The 19,192-nt window shown below is 68.9% G+C and carries 13 protein-coding genes and 1 riboswitch; of the genes, 7 read left to right on the forward strand and 6 right to left on the reverse strand.

All coding sequences use genetic code 11. From position 1 onward, the window contains the following. Nucleotides 1-128 precede the first annotated feature (128 nt). From ACFVHY_RS12085 to ACFVHY_RS12105, 5 genes are all read left to right on the forward strand, one after another. Nucleotides 129-977, forward strand: a complete 849-nt coding sequence (locus ACFVHY_RS12085) for an FAD binding domain-containing protein (protein WP_390272019.1) — start codon at nt 129-131, stop codon at nt 975-977. Then, complete coding sequence (locus ACFVHY_RS12090) at nt 974-3,727, forward strand: molybdopterin-dependent oxidoreductase (RefSeq protein WP_390272021.1); 2,754 nt, start codon at nt 974-976, stop codon at nt 3,725-3,727. Before ACFVHY_RS12085 ends, ACFVHY_RS12090 begins: the two co-directional genes overlap by 4 nt. Before the next feature lie 176 nt (nt 3,728-3,903). Then, nucleotides 3,904-4,332: a hypothetical protein gene (locus ACFVHY_RS12095; RefSeq protein WP_390272023.1), complete on the forward strand. Its 429-nt coding sequence runs from the start codon at nt 3,904-3,906 to the stop codon at nt 4,330-4,332. 102 nt (nt 4,333-4,434) lie between these two features. Further along, entirely contained in the window at nt 4,435-5,886 is a 1,452-nt protein-coding gene (locus tag ACFVHY_RS12100) for a hypothetical protein (protein WP_390272236.1), read from the forward strand. Continuing rightward, entirely contained in the window at nt 5,883-7,220 is a 1,338-nt protein-coding gene (locus tag ACFVHY_RS12105; protein ID WP_390272025.1) for a diacylglycerol/lipid kinase family protein, read from the forward strand. Before ACFVHY_RS12100 ends, ACFVHY_RS12105 begins: the two co-directional genes overlap by 4 nt. 12 nt (nt 7,221-7,232) lie before the next feature. Here ACFVHY_RS12105 and ACFVHY_RS12110 read toward each other — a convergent pair whose 3' ends face one another. Continuing rightward, nucleotides 7,233-10,013, reverse strand: a complete 2,781-nt coding sequence (locus ACFVHY_RS12110; RefSeq protein ID WP_159370505.1) for a cation-transporting P-type ATPase — start codon at nt 10,011-10,013, stop codon at nt 7,233-7,235. Nucleotides 10,014-10,078: 65 nt separating this feature from the next. Next, entirely contained in the window at nt 10,079-10,912 is an 834-nt protein-coding gene (gene ppk2, locus ACFVHY_RS12115; RefSeq protein WP_238995051.1) for a polyphosphate kinase 2, read from the reverse strand. 196 nt (nt 10,913-11,108) lie between these two features. On the opposite strand from ppk2, the gene ACFVHY_RS12120 reads away from it, so the two are divergent. Next, complete coding sequence (locus tag ACFVHY_RS12120; protein WP_203235912.1) at nt 11,109-11,390, forward strand: three-helix bundle dimerization domain-containing protein; 282 nt, start codon at nt 11,109-11,111, stop codon at nt 11,388-11,390. 48 nt (nt 11,391-11,438) lie between these two features. Here the strand turns inward: ACFVHY_RS12120 and ACFVHY_RS12125 are convergent, their stop codons facing one another. The 4 genes from ACFVHY_RS12125 to ACFVHY_RS12140 form a co-directional block, all read right to left on the reverse strand. Continuing rightward, a complete protein-coding gene (locus ACFVHY_RS12125; RefSeq protein WP_058250638.1) occupies nt 11,439-12,665 on the reverse strand; it encodes an acyl-CoA dehydrogenase family protein in 1,227 nt (408 codons plus the stop codon). Nucleotides 12,666-12,778: 113 nt separating this feature from the next. Continuing rightward, the gene (locus tag ACFVHY_RS12130) at nt 12,779-13,276 is read right to left on the reverse strand and encodes a histidine phosphatase family protein (protein WP_390272029.1); all 498 of its coding nucleotides are present in this window, start codon (nt 13,274-13,276) and stop codon (nt 12,779-12,781) included. A 17-nt stretch (nt 13,277-13,293) separates the two neighbouring features. After that, entirely contained in the window at nt 13,294-14,124 is an 831-nt protein-coding gene (locus ACFVHY_RS12135) for a CbtA family protein (RefSeq protein WP_390272031.1), read from the reverse strand. Nucleotides 14,125-14,130: 6 nt separating this feature from the next. After that, a complete protein-coding gene (locus ACFVHY_RS12140; protein WP_390272033.1) occupies nt 14,131-14,367 on the reverse strand; it encodes a CbtB-domain containing protein in 237 nt (78 codons plus the stop codon). Between the two features lie 35 nt (nt 14,368-14,402). Then, nucleotides 14,403-14,563, reverse strand: a riboswitch (cobalamin riboswitch). A gap of 17 nt (nt 14,564-14,580) precedes the next feature. Between ACFVHY_RS12140 and ACFVHY_RS12145 the strand changes: the two genes are divergently transcribed. Further along, entirely contained in the window at nt 14,581-19,191 is a 4,611-nt protein-coding gene (locus tag ACFVHY_RS12145; RefSeq protein WP_390272035.1) for an ATP-dependent helicase, read from the forward strand. The last annotated feature ends 1 nt before the right edge of the window (nt 19,192 follow it).

Consider the following 19,192-nt stretch of genomic DNA (forward strand, 5'->3'; position numbering starts at 1 on the left):
GGATGCACGTAGCGTGACGCCGTGCTTCTCTCGACGTCGATCTCCGCGATCCGCTCCGACGGGCGCATCGGCCTCGTACGGTGGGAGCCACCGACCGCCGCATCCCGCCTCCTCGACAAGGCACGCTGATGGACCTCACCGCCGTCTCCCACTACCGGTTCGCCCGCACGCGGGATGAGGCGTTCCCCGTCCCCGGCGAACAGATCGTCGCCGGTGGCACCTGGGTGTTCTCCGAGCCGCAGCCGGCGACCACGGGACTCGTCGACCTCAGTGAGATGGGTTGGGCACCTGTCGAAGACCTCCCGGGAGGTGGTCTCCGGATCGCGGCCACCTGCACGATCGCCGAACTCGTCGCACTCCCCCCGCGCCCCGGCTTCGTCGCCCACCCGATGTTCGCGCAGTGCGCGAACGCGCTGCTGGCGTCGTTCAAGATCTGGAACATGGCGACCGTCGGCGGCAACATCTGCCGGTCGTACGCCGCCGCGTCGATGGTCTCGCTGGCGGTCGGGCTCGACGCAACGGCGCACGTATGGAATCCCGATGGCGCCGACCGCGATCTACCCGTCGCCGAGCTGGTCATCGGCAACGGGATCAACCTCCTCGCACCGGGAGAAGTGCTGCGCGCCATCGACTTCCCCGCCCACGCGTTACGCGCCCGCACCGCCGTGCGCAAGATCGCCCTCGCCGAGCTCGGTCGCTCGGGGGCCGTGGTGACCGGCCGGGTCGACGACGACGGCGCCGCCACCTTCGGGATCACCGCGGCCACCGAATGGCCGACGGTGCTGCGCTACAACGGGTTACCGACTCGCGACGCGCTGCACGATGACATCGTCGCGGCAAGTGGCTATTACACCGACGCGCTGGGCTCGGCCGACTGGCGCCGCGGCGTCTCGGCGGTGCTGGGCGAGGAGATCCGGACGGAGTTGTCGCCGGCAATGGGCGGGACCAAGGACGTGGGATTCGGAGCCGGCGCATGAGATTCGAGGTCAACGGCGAGTCGCTCGACGCCGAACCCGCTGCGGGACAGTGCCTTCGGATGCTGCTCCGCGAACACGCCCACTACGAGGTCAAGAAGGGCTGCGACGCCGGCGACTGCGGGGCGTGCTCGGTGCTCGTCGACGGACAACCCGTGCACTCCTGCATCTATCCCGCTCACCGCGCCGCCGGGAAGTCGGTGACGACGGTGGCCGGGCTCGGCACCCCCGACGACCTGCACCCCGTCCAGCAGTCCTTCGTCGACAACTTCGGGTTCCAGTGCGGTTTCTGCACCGCGGGAATGATCGTGACCGCCTCCACCGTCACCGCCGAGCATCTCCCCGACCTGCCGCGGCGGATGAAGGGAAACCTGTGCCGCTGCACCGGTTACCGCTCCATCCGGGACGCGATCACCGCGGCCGCCACCGGCACCGCGTCCCCCGCTGCGCCCGCGCAACGGCCACTCGTGGGCGAATCGGTCGCTCCGCTCGCCGCCCGGCGCGTGGTGACCGGAACCGAGCCGTACACCTTCGACGTCCCCACGCCCGGGACGTTGCACATCCACGTACTCGGTTCGCCGCACGCGCACGCACGGATCACCGCCATCGACACCACCGACGCCGCCGCGCTACCCGGCGTCGAGCTGATCCTCACCCACGAAAACGTCTCCACCCCGCGGTTTTCCACGGGACGCCACGAGAGCCGCCTCGAGGACCCCGACGACACACTCGTCTTCGACCCGGTCGTGCGATTCGTCGGTCAGCGGGTCGCCGCGGTGGTCGCGTCGTCCCCAGCGGTCGCCGACCAGGCCCTGGCGCTCATCGACGTCACCTACGAAGTGCTCCCCGCGGTCTTCGACCCGGAAGAGGCCAGAGGCCCCGGAGCCCCACTGCTACATCCCGATCGCACTCCCGCCGACCGGGTCGCCGAGGCCCATCGCAACGTCATCGCCACCTTTCACGAGGGGTTCGGCGGTGACGTCGACGCCGCACTCGCCGCATCGTCGGCGACCGTGCACGGTACCTGGTCCAGCGGTCGGGTCTCCCACGCCCAGTTGGAGACCCACGGGTCGATCGGGTGGTTCGACGACCACGGGCGCCTCGTCATCCGGACCAGCACCCAGGTCCCGTTCCTGGTCCGCAACGAGCTCGCGCTCCTCGTCGACCTGCCGCCGGAGCGCATCCGGGTCTTCAGCGCCCGGGTGGGCGGTGGGTTCGGCGGCAAGCAGGAGATGCTGACCGAGGACCTCGTCGCCCTGGCCGTGCTCCGCACCGGCAAACCCTGCGCCTACGAGATGAGCCGCACCGACGAACTGACCCGGACCACGTACCGGCACCCGATGCGGGTCACCGTCGACGTCGGAGCCGACGAGGACGGCAAGCTCACCGGGCTGCGCGTGAACCTGTTGTCGGACACCGGCGCCTACGGCAACCACGCGATCGGCGTGATGTTCCACGCGTGCGCGGAATCGGTGTCGGTGTACAACTGCCCGGTGAAGCGCCTCGACGCCGAGGTCGTCTACACCAACAACCCGCCGTCCGGCGCGTTCCGGGGCTACGGTCTCGGCCAGGTGGTCTTCGCCGTGGAGAGCGCGATGGACGAACTCGCGATCGAACTCGGCATCGACCCGTTCGAGTTCCGACGCCGCAACGCCGTCGCCGACGGCGATCCCCTCCTCATCGCACGCGCCGAACCCGAGGTCGACCTGGTCTACGGCAGCTATGGACTCGACCAGTGTCTCGATCTGGCCGAGCATGCATTGCGCGCCGGCAACGGGGTCGAGGCACCGTCGGGGGACCGCTGGCGCGTCGGCGAGGGTATGGCCATCGCCGCGATCGCCACCATGGCCCCGCGCGGGCACTTCGCCGACGTCACCGTCGCGGTCGACGCCGCCGGCACGTACCACGTGGGCGTGGGCACCGCCGAGTTCGGCAACGGCACCACCACGGTCCACGCCCAGATCGTCGCCACCGCGCTGTCGACCGGACTGGACCGGGTCTCGCTGTGGCACGGCGACACCGACGCCGTCGTGCACGACACCGGGGCGTTCGCCTCGGCGGGCACGACCGTGGCCGGGAAGGCGCTGCACTCAGCATGTCTCGCATTGCGTGACGTCCTCGTCGATGCCGCGGCGCGGCTCACCGGAACGGACCCGGCACGGGTCGGACTCGGCGCGGAGGGCGCGCTCGTCGACGGCCGGATCGTCGGGTTCGCCTCTCTCATCGGCGTTGTCGATCCGTCGAACCGGGTCGAGCACCCCGCGGGACCGCGCGCCGTCGCCGCGGGCGCCGAACGCGGTGAGATGCGATCCATCGCGTTCAACGTGCAGGCCTTCCGCGTCGCGGTCGACATCGAGACCGGCACCGTTCGCATCCTGCAATCGGTCCACGCGGCCGACGCGGGCACCGTGATGAACCCCGAGCAATGCCGCGGTCAGGTGGAAGGCGGTGTCGCGCAAGGCATCGGCACCGCACTCTACGAGGAGATCATGATCGACGAGGCCGGACGGCCGATCACGAACGTGTTCCGGGTGTACCGCGTCCCGCAGATGGCCGACATCCCCGTCACGGAGGTCTACTTCGCCGAGACCAGCGACGAACTCGGCCCGTTCGGCGCCAAGTCGATGAGCGAATCGCCCTACAACCCGGTCGCGCCGGCGCTCGCGAACGCCATCCGTCGCGCACTCGGGAACCGGCCCGGTGAGACGCCGATGTCACGCGACCGCATCTGGCGACTCGCTCGAGGGGACTGAACCCCAAATCGTTAGCAAGGCATATTGGTCTGCGCCGCAACGGCATCGCGTTTCGGCGCATGGTCACAATTCTGGGTCCGCTCTCGCCGAAACGGTTGCGGGGCGGTATGACTCGTAGGACACTCCTCCTCGTACGTGTAGTCCACAGTCAAGGTTGTCCAGAGAAGGGCGTCATCATGACTCACACCGCACCCACCCACGAGAACAACCGTCCATCCACCTCACAGAGCATCGCCGCGGGGACCTCCATCGGCGCCGCGATCATCCTCATCGTCCTCGGTGTCATCCAACTCTTCCAAGGCATCGCCGCGGTGGCCGAGGACGAGGTCTTCGTCCGCGGCGTCGAGTATGTCTACAAGCTCGACTTCACCACGTGGGGCTGGATTCACATCGCCCTCGGAGTCGTGATGGCCGGCGTCGGCATCGCACTCGTCACCGGCGCGACCTGGGCACGGTTCACCGCGATCGTGATCGCCGGCCTGTCCATCATCGCCAACTTCCTGTGGTTGCCCTACTACCCCTGGTGGTCGATCCTGATCATCGCTCTCGACATCGTGGTCATCTGGGCCGTCTCGACCTGGCAGCCGAAGGCCGACTACCGCTAGATCCCGACCCACGCTCCACCGTCGCGGCACCCCTCGGCGGTGGAGCGCGTTCTGTCGGCACCGGAACCCCAGACGATCAGCGGCCGGGAGGGCGGCGTCGCGATGACCACGGACACCAACGGACAGAGCGCGGAGCCGAGCGTCGGCATCACCGACTCCGAGCGCGCCGAACTCGAACGACTCCGGGCCGAGGTCGCGCGCCTGCGCGACTTCGCCGGCGCCGGGCCGGCCACCAAGACCCCCGACCCGACCCGGCGGAACCGGTGGCGCTGGTTCGCGGTCGCGGTCCTGTGCATCCTCGTCGCCGTACTCGCCATCACCTCGGTGACATCGCGGTTCGTCCGTGGCGAGATCCTCGACACCGACCGCTACGTCAGCACCGTCGCTCCGCTCGCCTCGGATCCCGCAGTGCAAGCCGAGATCTCGAACACGATCACCGACGAGATCTTCAGTCGCATCGACGTCGAGGGACTCACCGCGGCGGCCCTGACGACCCTGACCGACGCGGTTCCGGCCACCGAGAACGCACCACGCGTCGACCGGGCGGTCGAGGGCCTCGCTCCCGTCCTGGCCGGCCAGGCCCGCGGGTTCGTGCAACAGACCGTGTCGTCGTTCGTCGCCAGCGATCAGTTCGAATCCCTGTGGCTGCAGGCGAATCGGGCCGCACACACCGCCCTGGTCGCGGTCGTGACCGGCGACGTGGGACCGTCGTCGGTGACCGTGGACGACTCCGGCACCGTCAGCATCTCGCTCGGCACCGTGATCGACAACGTCAAGGCACGCCTCCTCGACCGCGGCTTCACCTTCGCCGAGAAGATCCCCGCCGTCGACAAGCAGTTCGTCCTGTTCCGCTCACCCGAACTGGTCCGCGCCCAGCGTGCCGTCTCGGCACTCGACACCGCCGCCGACGTCCTGCCCTGGCTGACGATCGCGCTCGCCTTCGCCGCCGTGGCCGTCGCACCCCGCGGTCGGCGTCTGCGGGCCCTCTCGCTCGCCGGACTGTCACTCGTCCTCGCCATGCTCGTCCTCGCCATCGCGTTGCTGATCGGCCGAGCGCTCTATCTCGACGCGATGCCGCCCGACATCCTCGCCCCGGATGCCGCGGCCGCCACCATCGACACGGTGCTCGATCCGCTGCGGTTGGCGCTGCGTGCCGTGGCGGTCCTCGGGCTCGTGGTCGCTGTCGGGGCCTACCTGCTGGGCGGGTCCGCCTCGGCCACGGCCGTCCGGTGCGGATTCGGCCACGGACTCGACTCGGTGCAGCGGATACGACGCTCGCGGCCGCCGAATGCCTTCGAGGAGAGCCTGTTCCGCGCGCGAATCGCGTTGCGCAGCGCGATCATCGGCATCGCGGCGCTGCTGCTCGTCTTCTGGAGCTATCCGACCGGTCTGGTGGTCCTCCTCATCGCCGTCTTCGGACTCCTCGCACTCCTGATCCTCGAACTCGTGATCAGGCCGGCGAAGGACTGGGCCGCGAAGGACCGGAGCGAGGAGTCGGACCCACCGGATCAGCAGACGCCCGGCGCGCCGACGCCGGTCGTCGAGACGGTATGAGTCAGGCGTCGGTCGCCGCCGAGGTCGCGCCGCCCACGACACGCAGATGGTGGGCGCGCGCTGCCATGGCGCTGGCCGTCGCCGCGATCCTGCTGCCGGTGGCCGCCGCCGGCCTCCTCCGCCTGCTGGGCCTCCTGGCGATCTGTGGTGTCTGTGCCGTCGTCATCGTCGCCGCGGTGTACTGGTTCCTCATCAGCCGTGGTGTCCTCCGCATCGTCTCGGCCGCTCTCGCCGTTCTGCCGGTGGCGGTTCTCGTGGTGTTCCTCCTTCGCGAGCGACAGCTCTGGGTCGTGATCGCCGCGGCGCTGCTGGCGGCCGCCGCGGTCGGATGCGGTCGGCGCGCGCTGCGGCCGTCGCGCATCGACTCCCTGATGCCCGAACACCCGGCGCCGGACGTCCACCGCCCGTTCATCATCATGAACCCGCGTTCGGGTGGCGGGAAGGTCGTCCGATTCGATCTGCAGCGCAAGGCCGAATCCCTCGGCGCCGAAGTCGTACTGCTGGACGGACCGGTGGAGATCGACGTGGAGCAATTGGCACGGGACGCGGTGGCGCGCGGGGCCGACCTGCTCGGTGTCGCGGGAGGTGACGGCACCCAGGCCCTCGTCGCCGGAGTCGCGGCCGAGGCGGGCGTACCCTTCCTGGTCATCAGTGCCGGCACCCGAAACCATTTCGCTCTCGATCTCGGGCTCGACCGCCAGGACCCAGCCCGGTGTCTCGATGCGCTGCGCGACGGCGTCGAGTTCCATGTCGACCTCTGTCATATCAACGGTCGGCCGTTCGTCAACAACGCGTCGTTCGGCATCTACGCCGAGGTGGTCCAGAGTCCGCAGTATCGAGATGACAAGACACGCACGGTGTTACGCATGCTTCCCGACCTCCTGGGCAGAGGGACGAGGTCGGGTCTGCGGGCCGTCGTCGGCAGCGAGACCATCGCCGATCCCCAGGCCGTCCTCGTCAGCAACGGCCCCTATGCCACCAACGACGTGGCCGGGCTCGGTCGCCGCACCCGCATCGACGAGGGACGGCTCGGGGTCGTCACCGTCTCGGTGTCCGACACCCGGCAGGCCGTCGGCCTCCTGCGGCGCACCCACGACCGCGGACTCGTCCAGCGCATCGCCACCGAGGTGACCGTCGACGCCGACGCCGAGGTCATCCCGGTCGGGGTCGACGGTGAATCGTTGCAGCTCACGACGCCGGTGCGGTGCACCATCACGCCCGGGGCGCTCCGCGTACGGGTCCCCCGGCACCGGCCCGAGACCCGGGTCGCGCCACCACAACTGGACTGGCTGCAGTTGTGGTACCTGGCGTGGAACCCACACCGGGCCTCGTAGCCGCCCGTTCGGTCAGCGAAGAGCTCGCCGGGGTGCCACCGCTTCCACGGCCGAGATCGCGGACACCGCCGGACTCCGGCGACGTCGCACCCACTTCTCCGCCTCCACCACGACGGGGATGATCAGCGACCATCCGATGCAGGCGAGCCACTGGCCGCCGGTCAGCGAGGTCGTCTGCAGCAGGTCTTGCAGAAATCCGAGCTCCACCGCGAGCACGGTGACGATGATCGGGATCGACAGGATCTTCACGGCGTTGACGATCGGCGGTGTGAGGCCCGACTCCGGATCGCGCCGCATCACCAACCCGGCGAACACCGAACCCAGGGACAGCACCACGAAGCCCATGGTCATCGGGACGTTCGGTTCGGTCGGGCTCATCGGACCGGGCGCCACCATCATCGCGACGAAGGTCACCGCGAACTGCAGGACCCCGTAGGCGAACCACTGCACGAACGACGCGCGATTCGTGATCGGCTGTTTCGGGTCCCGTGGTGGTTTGGCCATCAGATCCGGTGCCGGCGGGTCCTGCATGATCACGATCACCGGGAACAGGGTGATGAAAAAGTGCTGGAAGACCACCATCAGCGGCGCCAGCGCGACGCCCTCGTTGATGTCGAAGATGCTCGCGACCAGGAACAGGAGCACCAGTGAGAACAGCTTGGACATCTGGTAGCGGATGTAGGCGACGATCTTGTCGTAGACGCTGCGCCCCAACCGGATCGCGGTGATCAACGTCCCGAAGTTGTCGTCGGTGAGGATCAGCTTGCCGGCCTGCTTGGTGACCTCGCTGCCCGAGCCCATCGCCACCCCGATGTCGGCCTTCTTCAGCGCGGCCGCGTCGTTGACCGCGTCGCCGGTCATCGCGACGACCGCGCCCTGGCGCTGCATCACGTCGGCGAGCCGGAGTTTGTCCGACGGCGTGACACGCCCGAACACATGCAACCGCGGAAGCGCCTCGGCCAGTTCCTCGTCGGACATCGCGGCGAGTTCGGTACCGCTGATGGCCCCCGGCCCGAGTCCCAGCTGCGCACCGATCGCCGACGCGGTTCCCGTGTGGTCCCCCGTGATCATCCGCACATCGATCCCCGCGGCGTGCGCCGTCCGGACGGCGTCGACGGCCTCGGCACGCAACGGGTCGATGATCCCGACCATCCCGACGAAGACGAGATCGTCCACGAACGCCATCGGGTCGGCGGTCACCTCGTCCTCCCGGCCGTCGAGCACGCGCGCGGCGAAGGCCAGCACACGTAGGCCCTCGGCCGACATCTGCTCGTTGGCCGCCTCGATCTCGGCCCGGACCTCCGCCAGCTCCACCCTCTCCCGTCCGGGGCGGAACGCCCAGCGGCAGCGGTTCAGCACGACATCCGGACCGCCCTTGACCATCTCGACGAAACGGACGGTGCCGTCCACCGGCAGCCGGTGGAACGTCGCCATGAACTTGTAGGCCGAGTCGAATGGAACCTCGGCGAGACGGGGATAGGTCTGGCGGGTGAGCGGCGCGTCGACCCCCATCTTGGCTGCCAGCACGATCAGCGCCGCCTCGGTCGGATCGCCGATGACGGCGCCGGCGTCCGACACGGTGGCGTCGCTGTCGAGGCACAGTCCGTACGCGAGCATGGTGAAGTCGGGAACCGGCTCGCCCGCCGCCTGGGTGATGCTCCCGGTCTTGCCGTAGCCCTCACCGTCGACGGCGAACCACTGACCGTGGAAGTACAACGAGCGCACCATCATCTGGTTCATGGTGAGCGTCCCGGTCTTGTCCGAGTTGATCAGACTCGTCGCGCCGAGCGTCTCCACGTCGGTGAGGTTCTTGACGACCGCCTTCGCATCCGCGAGCTGCCGGGCCCCGAAGGCCAGCATCGCCTGCACGAAAGTGGGCAGACCGGAGGGTATCGCCGAGATGCCCATCGAGATACCGAGCAGCATCACCGTCGCCAGGTCTTGTCCGCGCACCAGCCCGATCACCACGATGATCGCCACGGCGGTCCAGGCGATCACGCCCAGGATCTTGGTGAGTGAATCCAGCTCGCGCTGCAGGGGTGACCGCTGTGGGGCGATCGCCGACAGCATCGACGCGATCTGTCCCATCTGCGTCCGCATCCCGGTCTCGGTGACGACCATCGTCGCCGTGCCGCGGGTGACCGAGGTGTTCTGGAAGAGCATGTTGCTGCGGTCACCCAGGGCCAGCTCGACATCGGTGAGCGCGGCGGGGTCCTTCGGGATCGGCGCGCTCTCGCCGGTCAGCGCCGCCTCCTGCGTCTCCAGCGTGGCGGCCCGCACCAGACGTCCGTCGGCCGGCACCAGGTCGCCGGCCTCGAGCTGCACGATGTCCCCGGGAACGAGTTGCGCCGCGGGAACTTCCACCAGGACTCCACCCCGGACCACGCGGGCCTGCGGAACCTGAATCCGCGCCAGGGCGTCCACGCTGGCCCGGGCCTTCAGCTCCTGCCGAGTGCCCAGCACCAGGTTGAGCACCACCAGGGCGGCGACCACCAGCGCGGTCGAGACCTCCGCGATCACCAGGCTGACGATCACCACGGCGATCAGCATCAGGTTCATCGGATCCTTGAGCTGCAGCAGCACCAGTGCAGCCACCGACGGGGCCGGTTCCGCGGCGATCACGTTGTCGCCGAACCGCGTCCGTCGGTCGTCGATCTCGGCCGACGACAGTCCACCGGTGCTGTCGGACTCGAGCGCCGACACGACGGATTCGACGTCCTGGACGTGCCAGGCCGGTGCGGGGGCGTCGTCCTCCCGACGTTCCGGTGACGACGGCGGGCGTGCGATGGCCATACAACTCTCCTGCCTCGGGCTCGGGCGGTGTCGTGACTACTCGACTGCGGTTCGGTTTCGGGTCGTCAATACGGGGTCGGGATCCAGTGCAGGGCCTGCTCGGGTGGCCGATAGTCCTTGGCCTTCTGCCGCTTCGGCAGTTCGATCCGGGGACGTTCGAGCGGCGTGTAGGGAACCTGACCGAGAAGGTGCTCGATCACATTCAACCGACCCCGTTTCTTGTCGTCGGTGGAGACGACATACCAGGGCGCCCAGCCCGTGTCGGTGAACCGGAACATCTCGTCGCGGGCCCGCGAATAGTCGTACCAGCGGCTGTAGGACGCGAGGTCCATGTCGGAGAGCTTCCAGATCTTCCGCGGATCGTCGATCCGGCTCTGCAGGCGAAGGGTCTGCTGTTCCTCGCTGATCTCCAGCCAGTACTTGAGCAGGATGATCCCCGACTCGACCATCGACCGTTCCACCGTGGGCACCTGTTCCAGGAACTGGTGTGCCTGCTTCTCCGTGCAGAATCCGAGCACTCGTTCGATGCCGGCCCGGTTGTACCAACTGCGGTCGAAGATGACGACCTCGCCGGCCGCGGGCAGATGCGGGATGTACCGCTGGAGGTACATCTGCGACTTCTCCCGTTCGGTGGGCGCGGGCAGCGCGACCACGCGGAAGACCCGCGGGCTCACCCTGGCCGTGATCGCCTTGATGACTCCGCCTTTGCCCGCCGTGTCCCGGCCCTCGAAGACGATGCAGACCTTCGCCCCGGTCGCACGGACCCATTCCTGCATGGCGACCAACTCGGCGTGCAGCGGTTCGAGATGCTTGCGGTACTTCTTGCCCGACATCGGGCCCGACGGGCCGTCGTGATCCGGTCCTCGGAGTTCACCCGAGGACGATGAGAAATCAGGCATGGCCGTACGCTCCCGTGGCTGGACCGAATGACTAACTGGTCATTCTGTGCCACGTCCGAGGCATCCGCGCGGTAACCGACGAAGAGGACGCGCAATTGTCGTGGCCGGTACGGGGCACACCGTCGCATGCTCGATCGTGACCAGTCGTTTCCCCGATGAGCCTGCAGCCGCAAAGGTTTTCCCGCAGAATGTCCCAATGGCTCGGGTTGAGGAGATGCTCGAAGTCGAACAGGTGATTCGACGCCTGATCGCACGGTTTCCGGTTATGGCAGTCGACGACATCGACGCACGTGTGCACGCCGTCTACGGACGATTCGCCGACTGCAAGGTCAGGATCTTCGTGCCGTTGTTGATCGAGAAAGCGGCTCGACGCGACATCGAGGACTTCCTGGCACAGCCGGACCACCTGACGCTCGTGTCGCCGACGCCCGGCACCACGCCGCAGACGGTCGAGGTCCGGGCCGACGAGGTCGCCTGAACCCGGCCCGATCGTGTCGGCATGGTCCGACACGATCGGGCCTGTTCGTCAGCCCCGCAGCAGCCCCTTGGCGACGTGGGTCACCTGGATCTCGTTGCTGCCGGCGTAGATCATCAGCGACTTGGCGTCGCGCGCAAGCTGCTCCACGCGATACTCGGCCATGTAGCCGTTGCCGCCGAACAACTGCACCGCCTCCATCGCGACGTCGGTGGCCGCCTTCGACGAGTAGAGCTTCATCGCCGACGCCTCGGACAAGCTCAGCGGCTTGCCCGCCTTGCCCCGCTCGAGGGCACTGAAGAGCATGTTCTGGACGTTGATGCGCGCGACCTCCATCTCGGCCAGCTTGAGCTGGATGAGCTGGAACTGTGCGATCTCCTGGCCCCACAGCTTGCGGTTCTTCGCGTAGTCGATCGAAAGCCGTTGCGCCTCGTTGATGATGCCCAGCGACAGGGCCGCGATCCCGACCCGCTCCGCGGTGAAACCGGCCTTGGCGCCTTCGGATCCGCGCGCGTCCGAACCGGTGTCCTCGGTCTCGCCGAGCAGGCGGTCCTTGCCGACGCGCACGTTGTCGAAGAACAGCTCGCCCGTCGGCGAACTCATCATGCCCATCTTCTTGAACGGCTTGCCCTGGGTCAGTCCCGGCATCCCCTTGTCGAGGACGAACGACAGGACCTTACGGTCCCGCATCGGGGTGCCGCTGCCGTCGTCGAGCTTGGCGAACACGACGATGGTGTCGGCGTAGGGGCCATTGGTGATGAAGGTCTTCTGCCCGTTGAGGATGTAGTCGTCACCATCGCGACGGACCGTTGTCTTCATACCGCCCAGCGCGTCCGATCCGGAGTCGGGTTCGGTGATCGCCCAGGCGCCGACCTTCTCCATCGTGACCAGTTCGGGCAGCCACCGCTTCTTCTGGGCGAGCGTGCCCTTGCCGCGGATGGTCGAGGCGGTCAGGCCCATGCTCACGCCCAGGGATGCGACGAGACCGAGACAGACCCCCGCCAGTTCGATGTTGACCATCATGAACATCGAGCCGCCCATACCGCCGCCGTCGCCCGAGGGCTTCTTCTTCTCCCCGTTGGCCTCGGCCTCGAGTTCCTTCTCGAGAGCGTCCTTGGCCATCGCGTCGACACCGAAGCTCGACAGCAGTTTGCGGGTGATGTCGTAGGGCGGCAGCGTGCCGGATTCGAGTTCGTCGAGATGTGGCCGGATCTCCTTGTCGATGAACGCCCGCAGGGCGTCCCGAACCATCAGATCTTCTTCGGACCACTCGAACATCGTCACACTCCCAGACCGGTGTCCGCGCAGGGGCGAACACGTTTCAGTTTTGTCGTCCCCAACTGTGTCAGGAGTCACTGCCGATGTCTAGGTACGTCGTCGCAGATCTGTTCCTACCGAGCATCGGTGCAGGTGTAGAGGGTGGCCGGGCGCACCTCCCGCGCGAAGAACCCGTCCGCATCGACGCACAGCAGGGCCTGCGCCACCGGCATCGCGACCACCACGTAGCCATCGCCGTGCTCGGCCTGCCCGGCACGCCAGGCATGGACTCGGTCGACGAACCGCGCGACACTCTCACCCCCGTGCGGGCGGGCCTCCGGGTCGGTGAACCACCCGCCGAGGTCGACGGGGTCGATCTCCTCCGGGGACAGGCCCGACCACGCACCGACATCGAGCGTCCGCAGCGCGTCGTCGACGATGAGGCCGCGTGTCGCGCCGAGTATCTCGGCGGTGGCGCGGGTCGCCGCCTCCGGGCCGCAGATGTCGATCGGGCGCGTGAGCGACGCGCTCAGAGCGAGCACGTCGCGTCGACCCCGCTGATCGAGAACCGGGTCACCGCCGAATCGCACCGACCGGTTGGGGCCGGTGCGACCGGCGGTGATGATCTGCATGCCGTGCGGTGATCGCCTCAGTTCGGCGCGGAGACCGCGCGAGCGCGGTCAGTCGCCTGCGACCGGGCCATCGCCCCCACGATCAGTGCGAACGAGACGGTGAGAACCGTCCACAGAATGACCTGGTTGGCGATCGCATACACCCGGAAATCCCCGATCACGTCACCGGGGAAGCCCGGGAACACGATCTGTCCGGCGTCGTCGCGGACCGGGCCGGGGACCTCGCTGAACGACGGCAGGAAGGCGAGCACGATCGCGATGCCGGCCAGATAGGCGACCGTGGCGGCGACCGCCGAGACCAACCCACCGATGCGCGGGCGCAACCACGACGCCAGGACCACCGCCGCGATGGCGAGGATCACCGACGACACGGTGATGGTGAGGAAGGCACCGGTTCGTTCGCCGATGGTGTCGTCGTCGCCGACGGCGGGTGGGTTCGCCGGGTAGGCGAAGAACGGGACGGCGAAGACGGCGACGAAACCGATGCCGCCGAGCACGCCGGCGACCGCACGGGGATCCGTGGCCGGATGACGGCTGCCGACGTGGCTCCACAAGACCGTGAACGCCACCGCGAAGAACGCGCCCATGCACACCGCGAACACGACGTTGCCGATCCCCGCGCCGAGGTTCTCCTGCATCGCGCGGGTGAACAACTCTCCGCCCTCACCATGGGTGTGACCACCCGGTTCGGCGGCATGGGCCAGGGCCTCCTCGGCCGCCGAGCGGGCGCTCTCGTAGTCGATGGCCTTGCCCACGACGGGTTCGAGGTGGAACCGCGCGAACACGAACGAGACGATGCCGGCGATCAGACCTGCGAGCAGGCCGGCGCCGATGAACTTCTTCTCCATGTCGACTCAGTGGCAGGGGAAGCCGAGGAAATGGCGGGCGTCGTGCACGAACTCGTGCACGTGGGTGTCGGAACCGAAGACCGACACGACTCCCTGATCGTAACCGAGGAAGTAATACGCCAGCCCGCCGAGCAGCACGGTCAGGCTGAGCCAGAGCGCCGCGCTCGCGACGGAGATGTTCGGTACGGGCAGGGCACGGGCCGGGGCGACCGGTGATGCCGACTGGGTACGGGGAGCTGTCATGGTGGGTCCTTTCGCCGATCTCGCGTCGGAGAGTTCACGGGTGGTGCACGCCGGCACGGCATCCTGACTCACGCATGCCCCGTCACGTCGACCGTGTCGATCTGGGCTGCGTTCACAGTGGCGCGACCGTTCCGGACTCTCACCGGATTCCCCGTACAGGCGTGAGGAGACTGTATACCGCGTTCTGTCGTACGCGTGCGACATAGTGGAGAGATGCCCCGCCCCTCGGTGCTCGACCGCTTCACCGCCCCCACCCGGCGGTGGTTCTCGGGTGCGTTCACCGCGCCCACCGCTGCGCAGAAGGGCGCCTGGACCTCCATCGCCGACGGCGCGAACACCTTGGTCATCGCACCGACCGGGTCCGGGAAGACCCTCGCCGCGTTCCTCTGGGCCCTCGATCGGCTCGCCGCCGACGCCGGCAACCGTCCCGCCGGCACCAAGGTCGTCTACATCTCGCCGTTGAAGGCGCTGGCCGTCGACGTCGAGCGCAACCTGCGCGCACCGCTGACCGGCATGACCCGGGCGGCCCAGGAACTGAACCTGCCGGAGCCCAACATCACCGTGGGCGTGCGGTCGGGCGACACCTCCGCCGCCGATCGGCGTGCGCTGGTCAAAACCCCACCCGACATCCTCATCACCACCCCCGAGTCGCTGTACCTGATGCTCACCTCGGCCGCGCGGGAGAGTCTCACCGGCGTGGAGGCGATCATCGTCGACGAGGTCCACGCGGTCGCCGCGACCAAACGAGGTACCCATCTCGCGCTGACCCTCGAGCGCCTCGACGAACTGCTGGACAAACCCGCCCAGCGGATCGGCCTCTCGGCGACGGTCCGCCCGCCCGAGGTGGTCGCGGGGTTCCTGTCCGGCGCCGCGCCGTGCCAGGTGGTCAAACCGAAGGCCGACAAGACATTCGACCTGCGCGTCGATGTCCCCGTCGAGGACATGGCCAACATCCCGCCGCCGGTGTCCGATGCCGATCCCGCGGCGCTGGACGACGCGTTCTCGCCGACTGCCGGTTCGTTGTGGCCGTACGTCGAGGCCTCGATCGTCGACCAGATCGAGGCGAACCGCGCGACGATCGTCTTCGCCAACTCCCGACGCCTCGCCGAGAAGCTCACCGCCCGGCTCAACGAGATTCACGCCGAGCGCCACGGCGAGCCTGCCGAACCGACCGGCAATCCGTCGGTCGCGGGCGGCGCCCCGGCGTTCGTGATGGGCAGCGGCGCGAGCTCCGGTGCCGAGCCGGTTCTCGCCCGCGCCCATCACGGCTCGGTCAGCAAGGAGCAGCGCGCCCAGATCGAGGACGACCTGAAGGCAGGCCGGCTCTCGTGTGTGGTGGCCACCAGCTCACTCGAACTCGGCATCGACATGGGTGCGGTCGATCTCGTCATCCAGGTGGAGTCCCCGCCGTCGGTGGCGAGTGGACTGCAGCGGATCGGCCGCGCCGGGCACCAGGTCGGCGAGATCAGCCAGGGCATCCTCTACCCCAAGCACCGCACTGATCTGCTGCACTGCACGGTGACGGTGGGCCGGATGCTCGACGGCGCGATCGAAGAGATCAAGGTCCCGCAGAATCCGCTCGACATCCTCGCCCAGCAGACCATCGCGGCGGCCGCGGTCGACGACCTCGAGGTCGATCACTGGTACGAGGTCGTCCGGCGCGCGGCGCCCTACCGCGAACTGGGCCGGGGCGTCTTCGACGCGACCCTCGACCTGATCGCGGGCCGCTTCCCGTCCGACGAGTTCGCCGAACTGCGCCCCCGGGTGAACTGGGACCGCGACGCCGGAGTCATCACCGGCCGGCGCGGCGCCCAGCGGCTCGCCGTCACCTCGGGCGGTTCCATACCCGACCGCGGACTCTTCGGCGTGTTCATGGTCGGCGAGAAGGCCACCCGGGTAGGCGAACTCGACGAGGAGATGGTCTACGAGTCCCGAGTCGGCGACGTGTTCGCGCTGGGTGCCACCAGTTGGCGGATCGAGGACATCACCCACGACCGTGTACTCGTCTCCCCCGCGTTCGGTCAACCGGGCCGGTTGCCGTTCTGGATCGGTGACGCGATCGGACGCCCCGCCGAACTGGGCGCCGCGATCGGCGCCTTCACCCAGTCGATCGCCGATCCCGGGAAGCTCGACGACCAGGCAGACCGGCTCGGGCTCACCGACAACGCCCGCAGCAACCTCGCGACACTCATCGCCGAGCAGCGCGAGGCGACCGGACACCTGCCCACCGACCGCACGCTGGTCGTCGAGAGGTTCCGCGACGAACTCGGCGACTGGCGGGTGATCCTGCACTCCCCCTACGGCTTACGTGTACACGCCCCCTGGGCCAGTGCCATCTCGCAGCGCCTGCTGGAGACCCTCGGCATCGAGGGCGCCACCACCGCCTCCGACGACGGCATCATCCTGCGGATGCCCGACACCGACGACGCCCCTCCCGGAGCCGATGTGTTCCTCCTCGACCCCGACGAGGTCGAGCAACTCGTGACCGACGGTCTGGCCGACTCGTCGATGTTCGCGTCCCGTTTCCGCGAATGCGCCGCCCGCGCCCTGCTGTTGCCGCGCCGGGATCCGGGCCGGCGCGCCCCGCTGTGGCAACAGCGCCAGCGCAGCGCCCAACTGCTCTCCGTCGCATCCAAATTCCCCGACTTCCCGATTGTGCTCGAAGCCGTCCGCGAATGCCTGCAGGACGTCTACGACCTCCCCGCCCTGCTCGATCTGCTGAACCGCATCCGCACGCGCCGGATCCGGGTGGTGGAGACCGAGACCCAGAGCCCGTCTCCCTTCGCCGCGTCGCTGCTGTTCGGGTACGTGGGTGCGTTCATGTACGCCGACGACGCGCCGCTCGCCGAGCGCCGCGCGGCCGCCCTCTCCCTCGACACCAGCCTGCTGGCCCAGTTGCTCGGGCGCGTCGACCTGCGCGAGCTCCTCGATCCGGCGGTCATCGCCGACGTGATCGCCCGACTCCAACGCCTGTCCCCCGAGCGTCAGGCGCGCGACGCCGAGGACATCGTCGACCTCCTGCGATGGCTGGGCCCGCTCACCACCGAGGAGGTCGCGGCCCGGTATCGCGGCGACGAACCGGCCGCCGACCTGCTCACCGAGCTGCACCGGGTCGGGCAGATCATCTCGGTCAACCACAACGCACGTGCGCTGTGGGCGGCCATCGACGACACCGCCCGCCTCCGTGACGCTCTCGGGGTGCCCGCACCTCTCGGCATCCCGGCGGCCTATCTCGAGGAGGTGCCCGACCCCGTCGGAGACCTCATCGGCCGGTACGCCCGCACCCATGGCCCGTTCACCGTGCCCGAGGCCTCCGCTGCTCTGGGTATCGCGACCGGGGTCGTGCGCGACACCCTCAACCGTCTCGCATCGGAGCGACGCGTCGTCGAGGGTGACTTCCTGCCCGATGCCGGTACCGGCCCCCGGGACGGGCAATGGTGTCACGCCGACGTGCTGGGTCAGATCCGACGCGGTTCCCTGGCGGCGAGCCGCGCCGAGGTGGCTCCCGTCGGTACCGACGTCCTCACCCGGTTCCTCCTCGACTGGCAGCACGCGTCGTCGGGCACCCAGCTCCGGGGTGTCGACGGAGTGGCGACGGTCATCGACCAGCTGGCCGGGTTCCCGTTGCCGGCGTCCGCGTGGGAGTCTCTCGTACTGCCGGCCCGGGTGTCCGATTACGCAGCGCCGATGCTCGACGAACTGCTCAGCGCCGGTGAGGTCATCTGGTCCGGACACGGCCGCATCGGGAACTCCGACGGCTGGGTGGCGCTGCATCCCGCGGACGTCGCCGTCCTGACGCTGCCCGACGCCGACGAGATCGACACCACCCCGGTCCACGACGGGGTCACCGCCGCACTCGAACCCGGTGGTGCCCTGCGGTTTCCACAGATCGCCGCCGACATCAGCACCGGCACCACCACGCCGGCCGCCGACATCGAGACCGCCCTGTGGGACCTCGTGTGGGCGGGCCGGGTCAGCAACGACAGCTTCGCGCCCGTCCGGGCCCTGCTGCAACCGCGGCGCAGCCCGTCCGCGCCGCGGTCGGCGCCCGCGCATCGGGCACGCGGACGCGCACCCCGGCTTCGCGCCGGCCGCCTGTCGGCCCGGTACCTCACCGAACACTCCGTCGCTCCCCCGGTGTCGCCGACGGCGAGTGGCCGCTGGTTCGCCCTCGACCACCCGTCCACCGAGCCGACCATCGCCACGCAGGGCCTCTGCGATCAGTTGCTCACCCGATACGGCGTGATCACGCGCGGCAGCGTCGTCTCGGAGGAGGTGACCGGCGGCTTCGCGCGGGTCTACAAGGCGCTCACCGTCTTCGAGGACAACGGTCATGTTCGTCGCGGTTACTACGTCGACGGCCTCGGCGGGGCGCAGTTCGCCTCGCCGGCCACGGTCGACGAATTGCGCCGGCATGCGCTGCCCGATCGCAAAGCGCCCCGCGAGGCAACCGTGCTGGCCGCGACGGACCCGGCCAATCCCTACGGGGCGGCGCTCGAGTGGCCGGCGTCTCGCGACACCGAGGCCGGTCACCGCCCGGGCCGCAAACCGGGGGCGCTCGTGGTCATCGTCGACGGTGACGTGGTGTGTTTCGTCGAACGGGGCGGCAAGACGCTGCTGACGTTCAGCGACTCGATCCCGCGGCTGGAGTCGGCCGCGGGCGCGCTGGTCGCACTGGTCCGGCGGGGCCGGATCGCGCGTCTGACGATCGACCACATCGACTCGGAACCCGTGCGCGCCACCGACTTCGGCAAGGTGCTCGTCGAAGCGGGATTCTCGACGACCCCGCGCGGCATCCGGCTGCGTTTCGGTGATCATGCCTGAG

This window comes from Gordonia sp. NPDC127522 (assembly GCF_042672305.1).
GTDB classification, from domain to species: Bacteria; Actinomycetota; Actinomycetes; order Mycobacteriales; family Mycobacteriaceae; genus Gordonia; species Gordonia hongkongensis.

Bases quoted from the DNA above. Each gene is read 5' to 3' on its own strand.
- ACFVHY_RS12130 (WP_390272029.1), bottom strand. From the start codon at position 13,276: ATGCAGATCATCACCGCCGGTCGCACCGGCCCCAACCGGTCGGTGCGA.
- ACFVHY_RS12110 (WP_159370505.1), bottom strand. From the start codon at position 10,013: ATGGCCATCGCACGCCCGCCGTCGTCACCGGAACGTCGGGAGGACGAC.
- ACFVHY_RS12120 (WP_203235912.1), top strand. From the start codon at position 11,109: ATGGCTCGGGTTGAGGAGATGCTCGAAGTCGAACAGGTGATTCGACGC.
- ACFVHY_RS12090 (WP_390272021.1), top strand. From the start codon at position 974: ATGAGATTCGAGGTCAACGGCGAGTCGCTCGACGCCGAACCCGCTGCG.
- ACFVHY_RS12095 (WP_390272023.1), top strand. From the start codon at position 3,904: ATGACTCACACCGCACCCACCCACGAGAACAACCGTCCATCCACCTCA.
- ACFVHY_RS12135 (WP_390272031.1), bottom strand. From the start codon at position 14,124: ATGGAGAAGAAGTTCATCGGCGCCGGCCTGCTCGCAGGTCTGATCGCC.
- ACFVHY_RS12140 (WP_390272033.1), bottom strand. From the start codon at position 14,367: ATGACAGCTCCCCGTACCCAGTCGGCATCACCGGTCGCCCCGGCCCGT.
- ACFVHY_RS12085 (WP_390272019.1), top strand. From the start codon at position 129: ATGGACCTCACCGCCGTCTCCCACTACCGGTTCGCCCGCACGCGGGAT.
- ACFVHY_RS12105 (WP_390272025.1), top strand. From the start codon at position 5,883: ATGAGTCAGGCGTCGGTCGCCGCCGAGGTCGCGCCGCCCACGACACGC.
- ppk2 (WP_238995051.1), bottom strand. From the start codon at position 10,912: ATGCCTGATTTCTCATCGTCCTCGGGTGAACTCCGAGGACCGGATCAC.
- ACFVHY_RS12100 (WP_390272236.1), top strand. From the start codon at position 4,435: ATGACCACGGACACCAACGGACAGAGCGCGGAGCCGAGCGTCGGCATC.
- ACFVHY_RS12125 (WP_058250638.1), bottom strand. From the start codon at position 12,665: ATGTTCGAGTGGTCCGAAGAAGATCTGATGGTTCGGGACGCCCTGCGG.
- ACFVHY_RS12145 (WP_390272035.1), top strand. From the start codon at position 14,581: ATGCCCCGCCCCTCGGTGCTCGACCGCTTCACCGCCCCCACCCGGCGG.